This is a genomic window from Pseudoxanthobacter sp. (assembly GCF_036822375.1).
Lineage (GTDB): Bacteria > Pseudomonadota > Alphaproteobacteria > Rhizobiales > Segnochrobactraceae > Pseudoxanthobacter.
Window position 1 is genome coordinate 18,766 of the sequence record NZ_DAISHT010000027.1, and the last position, 7,934, is coordinate 26,699.

Genomic DNA, 7,934 nt, shown 5'->3' on the forward strand with positions numbered 1-7,934 from the left:
GGCGCGGGCGCCGGCCGGCGCGGCGATGCCCGCAATGGACGGAACCGCCCGCGCTGCCTATAAGACGGGTCGGCCCGCAGAAAAGAGTGTCCGATGCCCGAGCAGCCCCCCAGCAATCCGTCGAAACAGCCGGGCAAGCCGCCGGCCGGCCGGCCGGCCCCGCGCCGCCAGCCCGCCGCCCAGCGCCGCATGCACTGGAGCCCGGGCACCGACCGCATCGTGATTTACGGCATCCACGCCGTTGCCGCCGCGCTCGGCAACCCGGCCCGGGCCAAGCATCGCCTTGTCGCCACCCGAAACGCCCTCGCCCGGCTGGCCGAAAGCGGCATCGTGCTGCCGGTCGACCCGGAGGTGGTGGACCCGAAGGTGGTTGCCGAAATGGTGCCGCCCGATGCCGTGCATCAGGGGCTGGCGCTCATCACCGAGCCGCTCAACCCCGTCGCCCCGGCCGATCTGGCCGGCGCGCATCTGGTGCTGGCGCTCGATCAGGTGACCGATCCGCACAATGTCGGCGCCATCATGCGCTCGGCCTCGGCCCTCGGCGCCGATGCGATGCTGACGACGGCACGCCATTCGCCGACGGAAAGCGGCGTGCTGGCCAAATCGGCCTCCGGCGCCGTCGACCTTCTGCCGCACGGGCCGGTGCAGAGCCTGCCGCGCACGCTGGAGGATCTGAAGGCCGCCGGCTTCACCATCCTCGGCCTCGACAGCGCCGCAGAGCACGATCTGGAAAGCGTGCCGGTGGGCGACCGGGTGGTGCTGGTGCTGGGTTCGGAAGGCAAGGGCCTGCGGCAGGCCGTGATCGCGGCCACCGACGCCGTGGTCCGTCTGGAGGCACCGGGGCCGTTCGCCTCGCTCAACGTCTCCAATGCCGCCGCCGTCGCGCTCTATGTCATCGGCCGGCGCCTGCGCGGGCAGAAGAGCGGCGCCGCCTGATCCGCCGCACAGGCACCCGCGGCCGGGCCGGACAGCACCGGTCCGGCGTGGAAAACCCGCGCCGCCACATCGTGTTGCCGGGTGCGCACCGGGGCAAGCTGTGCTAATCGTCCGGGGCGCCTTCGGACTGTCCGGCTCCGGGCAGCCCGGGGCGGGCCGGACAACCGGACCGGAAGCGGACATCACCGCCTGCCGGCCCCGGTCATAGCGGTCCATGGCCCTGCTTGCCGGGTTCCCCTCCGGAACCCCGCGGGCCGCGTTAGCTCAGCTGGTAGAGCAACCGCCTTGTAAGCGGTAGGTCGGGGGTTCAAATCCCTCACGCGGCACCATCGTTTGTCTGAATTTGCGGCCAGATTTCCATCATGCCGGCCTCCGGGCGGGCGGACTGCCGACGGCCTGCCCCGCCCGGAACGACGGGTCGCGGCGATTGTCACCACGAGCGGCGCGAAACGGGGCTTTGCCCGGCCATGGCGCTCCGGCCGGCACGGTTGGGGTGTGGTGACCCCTCGCGCAGTCTTTCCCGGGCGGGGCGGCGCGCCGGAGCGCGGCCATTCGAGGCCATCTCCGGGGCAGCCGGCGGCCGCATCTGCGGGCCGCAGGCGCAGGCCCTGACAGCGCACCGGCCAGCCGCGGGGCACGCCCGGAATTCCCGGCGCTTCAGGATCGCATTTCGGCACCGGAAGCGTCTCCGCCCGCGCCGGTCGCACGCTGCCGGGCCGACCGGCGCGATTCCCCGGCACTGTCATGCCCCGTTCCTGCGCGGCAGGATTTTGCGCCGCAAAATATGCAGAACACTTTCAATTCACTGTTCTTTTGGACACCAACACGACGGCCGGAACGGCTTGCGGACCGGAATGCGTAAATGGGACTTTAAAATTCAGGGCCAGACTGTGGCCCCGCGGCAACGGCAGGCGATGTTTTGTGATCGCAATCCCGGATTCACCCTTTCTGCCGCTTGTTGGCGCCGCGCAACTCCCCGTAGGGTATATGTTCGAATGCACAGAATTGCATCGCCGGTGCTCCGTTGCTGCGCACCGGCTGCTGAAGGGCTTCAGGTCTGCGGCCTGAAGGGGGCGGGGGAATAGATATGACGGTTCTGGTCCAGTCGCGGACGGCTTCTCACAATCAAAATGGCCCGAATCGCCGGCCGCAGGGATCGCGGGCACATCTGCTGTGCACCACCGCCATTGCGACCTCGATTGCCGTTGCCTTGCTGGCCGGCACCCCCGGGTCCGCGCTGGCCAACAAAACCTACAGCAGCAATACGACGACCACGACCGGCAACCGGACTTCTACGCCAGGCTTTGGTAACGGAAACCCGCTGACGGTGACGATCAACAGCGGCGTCACCGTGAGCGGCGCGGGCGTGGGCGCGCAGGGCGGCATCTTCGGCTCCAATGCTGTCGTGAACAACAACGGCACGGTGATCAGCACGACGCCGGGACAGAACGCTGTCGACGTGCTCGGATACGATACCCTCGTTGACGGCAATGCCACTTACAACGGCGGGGCGGGTTCCGTCGCAACCGGCGCGCAGGCCGGCGTCAACGCCAAGGGCGGCAATGCCACCGTCACGATCAATGGCACGGCGGGCAGCCCGGCTGCCGTTACCGGTAATGGCGGCGACGGCATTTCCGTGGATGCGACCACCGCGCTGATCGGCACGGCGAAAGTCAACATCGACCACACCACCGTGACCGGCTCGGACGACGGCATTTCCCTCAGGGGCGCCATCGTCAGCACCGATCTGAAGAACAGCTCCGTCACCGGTACCAGCGGCAGCGGCATCAACGCCTCCGGCGACGCAGACATCGAGGCGACCGATACCACCATCAAAGGCGGTACCTACGGCATTTATGTGACCGGCGCGACCGGCTCGCAGGTCGTGGATCTGACCGGCGGTTCGGTCACCGGCACCACGCAGGATGGTATCTCGGTCAGCGGCCTGACCAGCAAGATCACCACCAGCGGCACCGACGTGACCGGCGGCACCAACGGCATCAGGACGGCCGGCACGCTGTCGAACACGCTCGATCTGACCGGCGGCACCATCGAGGGCAAGAACGGCGACGGCATCACGGCAACCGGCGCCACCTCCTCGATCACCACCCACGGCACCACCGTCATCGGCAGCGACGATGGCATCAGCGCGCTGGGCGGCAGCAACACTCTCGACCTGACGAACGGCTCCGTCACCGGCACCGCGGGCAACGGCATCAACATCAGCGGCGTGCTGGCCGACATCACCACCGACGGCACTGACGTGACCGGCGGCACCAACGGCATCAACGCCCTCGCCATTACCAACAAGCTGGACCTGACCGGCGGCACCATCGAGGGCAAGAACGGCGACGGCATCGTCCTCAACGGCCTCATCTCCACGCTGACCACCCACGGCACCGAGATCATCGGCAGCGACGATGGCATCAGCGCGCTGGGCGGCAGCAACACGCTGAACCTGACCAACGGCTCCGTCACCGGCACCGCGGGCAACGGCATCGGCATCACCGGCGTGCTGGCCGACATCACCACCAACGGCACTGACGTGACCGGCGGCACCAACGGCATCAGCGCCCTCGCCGTCACCAACAAGCTGAACCTGACCAACGGCACCATCGAGGGCAAGAACGGCGACGGCATCGTCCTCAACGGCCTCACCTCCACGCTGACCACCCACGGCACCGGGATCAGCGGCAGCGACAACGGCATCAGCGGCATCGGCGGCAGCAACACGCTGGACCTGACCGGCGGATCGGTGACCGGCACCACGGGCGACGGCATCAACATCAACGGTGTCAGCACCGGTATCACGACCAACGGCACCACCGTCACCGGCGGCACCAACGGCATCACCACGCTGGTGGTGGGCGGGGCCTCCGACATCACCATCAACGACGGCTCGGTGACCGGCCAGTCCGGCGACGGCATCAAGACCACGGCCACCGGCGCGCTCGGCGCGGGCGGCATCGCCAACGTGACCACCACCGGCACGGCGTCGGTGCTGGGCAGCAACAACGGCATCACCACGCTGGCGGTGGGTGCCAACATGGATGCCAGCACCAAGGTCGATGCCGGCGGCAGTTCCGTCACCGGCACCGGCGGCATGGGCATTTCGGCCATTGCCGTCAGCGGCGCCCTCGGCGGCACGCCGGGCGTGGCCAAGACCGAGGTGCTGGGCGATGCCGACATCACCGGGTCCAGCGTCGGCGTGCTGGCCGTGGCCGGCAGCGTGTCGGTCGATCCGACCTCGATCGATCTCAGCTCCATCGACCTGACGGACCTGTCGACCCTGCCGCTCGGCGACGGCAAGGCTGTGGTCGATGTCGACACCAGCGGCGATATCACGGCCAACAACGGCATCGGCGTTGCCGCTCTTGCGGTGGGCAACGGCGGTAACGAGGTGACCGTCGACACCACCGGCGGCACCGTGACCGGCACCAACGGCATCGGCGTACTGGCCGGCTCCATTGCCACCGGCGGCACCCCCGGCACGGTGGATGTGACGACCGGCGACGTGACCGGCACCTACAGCGGCGTCATCGGCTTCAACACCTATGGCGATACCGACGTCACCGCCAACGGCAAGGTTTCGGTTGCAACCGGCGGCGTGGTCGGCGTCGGCGCCATCGCCAATCAGGGCAATGCCACCGCCACCATCAACGGCGAGATCGATCCGCCGCTGATCGGCGTCGCCTCCCTTGCCATCGGCAACGGCACCGCCACCAGCAACGTCACGTCGGGCAGCACCGTCGATGCCGATGTCATCGGCGCCATCGCCGTCAATGTCGGCGACGGCCGCGCGGTCGCCAACAACGACGGCACCGTGACCTCCGGTTCTGCGGCGGCCCTCGTGGGCGTCGGCGCCCTGAAGGTGGGCAACGGCACCGGCGGCGTGCTGCCGGACGTGCAGGTGGTGAACAACGGCTCGGTCGACAGCTATCTGATCGGCCTCGGCGGTCTCGCCATCGGCGATGGCAACACCCTCGACGTCACCAACAACGGCACGGCCACGGCCGACCTCGCCGCGGCCCTCAGCGTCGGCGTGGGCGATAACAACACCGTCGGCGTTACCAACACCGGCACCGCGGAAGGCGGCCTGATCGGCATCGGCGGTCTGGCGGTCGGCGATAACAACACCGTCAACGCCGCCAACAACAGCGGCACCTCCAAGGGCGGGCTGGTCGGGGTGATCGGCGCCGGCATCGGCGACGACAACACCGTCACGGCCTACAACAACGGCACGGCCGAAGGCGGCGTCGCCGGGCTGGTCGGCCTCGGGGTCGGCGATGGCAACACCGTCAACGCCACCAACGACATCGCCGGCACCGCAACCGGCGGACTGGCCGGCATGGCCGGTCTCGCCTTCGGTGACGGCAACACCGTCAATGTCACCAATAACGGCACCGCGAAGGGCTCGCTCGTCGGCGCCGCGGGCATCACCGTCGGCGACAGCAACACCAGCACCACCACCAATAACGGCACGGCCGAAGGCATCCTGATCGGCGCCGCGGACGTTGCCATCGGCGACGACAACACCGCCACCGCCAACAACTACGGCACCGCAAAGGGCGGCATCGCCGGCCTGATCGCCGCCGGCATCGGCGACGACAACACCGTCACGGCCTACAACAACGGCACGGCCGAAGGCGGCGTCGCCGGGCTGGTCGGCCTCGGGGTCGGCGATGGCAACACCGTCAACGCCACCAACGACATCGCCGGCACCGCAACCGGCGGACTGGCCGGCATGGCCGGTCTCGCCTTCGGTGACGGCAACACCGTCAATGTCACCAATAACGGCACCGCGAAGGGCTCGCTCGTCGGCGCCGCGGGCATCACCGTCGGCGACAGCAACACCAGCACCACCACCAATAACGGCACGGCCGAAGGCATCCTGATCGGCGCCGCGGACGTTGCCATCGGCGACGACAACACCGCCACCGCCAACAACTACGGCACCGCAAAGGGCGGCATCGCCGGCCTGATCGCCGCCGGCATCGGCGACGACAACACCGTCACGACCTATAACAACGGCACCGTTCTGGGCGGCGCCGTGGGCCAGGTCAGCGTCGGCGTCGGCGACGACAACACCATTGCGGCGACCAACGACACGGCGGGCACCGTCACCGGCGGGCTGGCCGGGCTGGTCGGCGCGGGCATTGGCGACACCAACGACATCGACGTCACGAACAACGGCACCGCCAAGGCCGGCCTCGTGGCCGTTGCCGGTGCGGCCATCGGTAACGACAGCACCGTCGACGTGGACAATTCCGGCACGGCCGAAGCCGGTCTGGTTGCCGTGCTCGGTCTTGGGGTCGGCGACGACAACCGCATCGATGTCGACAATACCGGCACGGCAACCGGCGGGCTGGCCGGACTGGCCGGTGTCGCGGTTGGCGATGACAACACCGTCTCCGTCACCAACAGCAGCTCCGGCATCGTCACCGGCGGCATTGCCGGCATGGTCGGCGTCGGCATCGGCGATCGTAACGCCGTGTTCGTCGACAATCAGGGCAGCGTTACCGCCCTCGGCATCGGCGTCGGCGGCCTCACCGTCGGCGACAACGATCTCGTCGCCGTCCGCAACGCCGGAACCGTCAATGCCGGCGCGGCCGGTGTGGTCGGCGTCGGCGTCGGCGACCGCAGCGCCGTGCTGGTCGACAATCAGGGCACCGTCAACGCCGGCCTCATCGGCGTCGGCGGCCTCACCGTCGGCGATAACGATCTCGTCGCCGTCCGCAACTCCGGTACCGTCACCGCCGGTCTTGCCGGCGTGATCGGCGTCGGTATCGGCGACGACAACGTCGTCCTCGTCGACAACTCCGGCGATGTCACCACCTCCGCCCTTGGCATCGGCGTCGGCGGCCTCACCGTCGGTGACGACGGCTTCGTCGCCGTCCGCAACTCCGGCTCCGTCGATGCTGGCCTTGCCGGTGTGATCGGCGTCGGCATCGGCGACGACAGCACCGTTCTGGTCAACAACTCCGGCGACGTCACCACCTCTGCCCTCGGCATCGGTGTCGGCGGCCTCACCGTCGGTGACGACGGCTTCGTCGCCGTCCGCAACTCCGGCTCCGTCGATGCTGGCCTTGCCGGTGTGATCGGCGTCGGTATCGGCGACGACAGCACCGTTCTGGTCGACAACTCCGGCAACGTCACCACCTCCGCCCTTGGCATCGGCGTCGGCGGCCTCACCGTCGGCGACGACGGCTTCGTCGCCGTCCGCAACTCCGGCTCCGTCGATGCTGGCCTTGCCGGTGTGATCGGCGTCGGCATCGGCGACGACAGCACCGTTCTGGTCAACAACTCCGGCGATGTCACCACCTCCGCCCTCGGCATCGGTGTCGGCGGCCTCACCGTCGGCGACGACGGTTTCGTCTCCGTCCGCAACTCCGGCTCCGTCGATGCCGGCCTTGCCGGTGTGATCGGCGTCGGCATCGGCGACGACAGCACCGTCCTCGTCGATAACTCCGGCGATGTCACCACCTCCGCCCTTGGCATCGGTGTCGGCGGCCTCACCGTCGGCGACGACGGCTTCGTCTCCGTCCGCAACTCCGGCTCCGTCGATGCCGGCCTTGCCGGTGTGATCGGCGTCGGCATCGGCGACGACAGCACCGTTCTGGTCAACAACTCCGGCGATGTCACCACCTCCGCCCTCGGCATCGGTGTCGGCGGCCTCACCGTCGGCGACGACGGCTTCGTCGCGGTCCGCAACACGGCCACCGTCGATGCCGGCCTTGCCGGCGTGATCGGCGTCGGCATCGGCGACGACAGCACCGTTCTGGTCAACAACTCCGGCGATGTCACCACCTCCGCCCTCGGCATCGGTGTCGGCGGCCTCACCGTCGGCGACGACGGCTTCGTCGCGGTCCGCAACACGGCCACCGTCGATGCCGGCCTTGCCGGCGTGATCGGCGTCGGTATCGGCGACGACAGCACCGTTCTGGTCGATAACTCCGGCGATGTCTCTGCGTCGCTGGCCGGCGTCGGCGGTCTCATCG

2 protein-coding genes and 1 tRNA gene are annotated in these 7,934 nt (G+C 68.9%); all 3 read left to right on the forward strand.

The genetic code is table 11. The features are described 5' to 3' along the window. The first annotated feature begins 93 nt into the window (after window positions 1-93). Window positions 94-936, forward strand: coding sequence for an RNA methyltransferase (locus V7067_RS04875; protein WP_334174757.1), 843 nt, complete (start codon window positions 94-96; stop codon window positions 934-936). Window positions 937-1,189: 253 nt separating this feature from the next. Next, a tRNA-Thr gene (locus V7067_RS04880) sits at window positions 1,190-1,265 on the forward strand. A gap of 998 nt (window positions 1,266-2,263) precedes the next feature. Further along, window positions 2,264-7,934: hypothetical protein (locus V7067_RS04885; protein WP_334174758.1), on the forward strand; the 5,671-nt coding region annotated here is incomplete at its 3' end.

Coding starts and splice junctions, on each gene's coding strand:
- V7067_RS04875 (WP_334174757.1), top strand. CDS start 94: ATGCCCGAGCAGCCCCCCAGCAATCCGTCGAAACAGCCGGGCAAGCCG.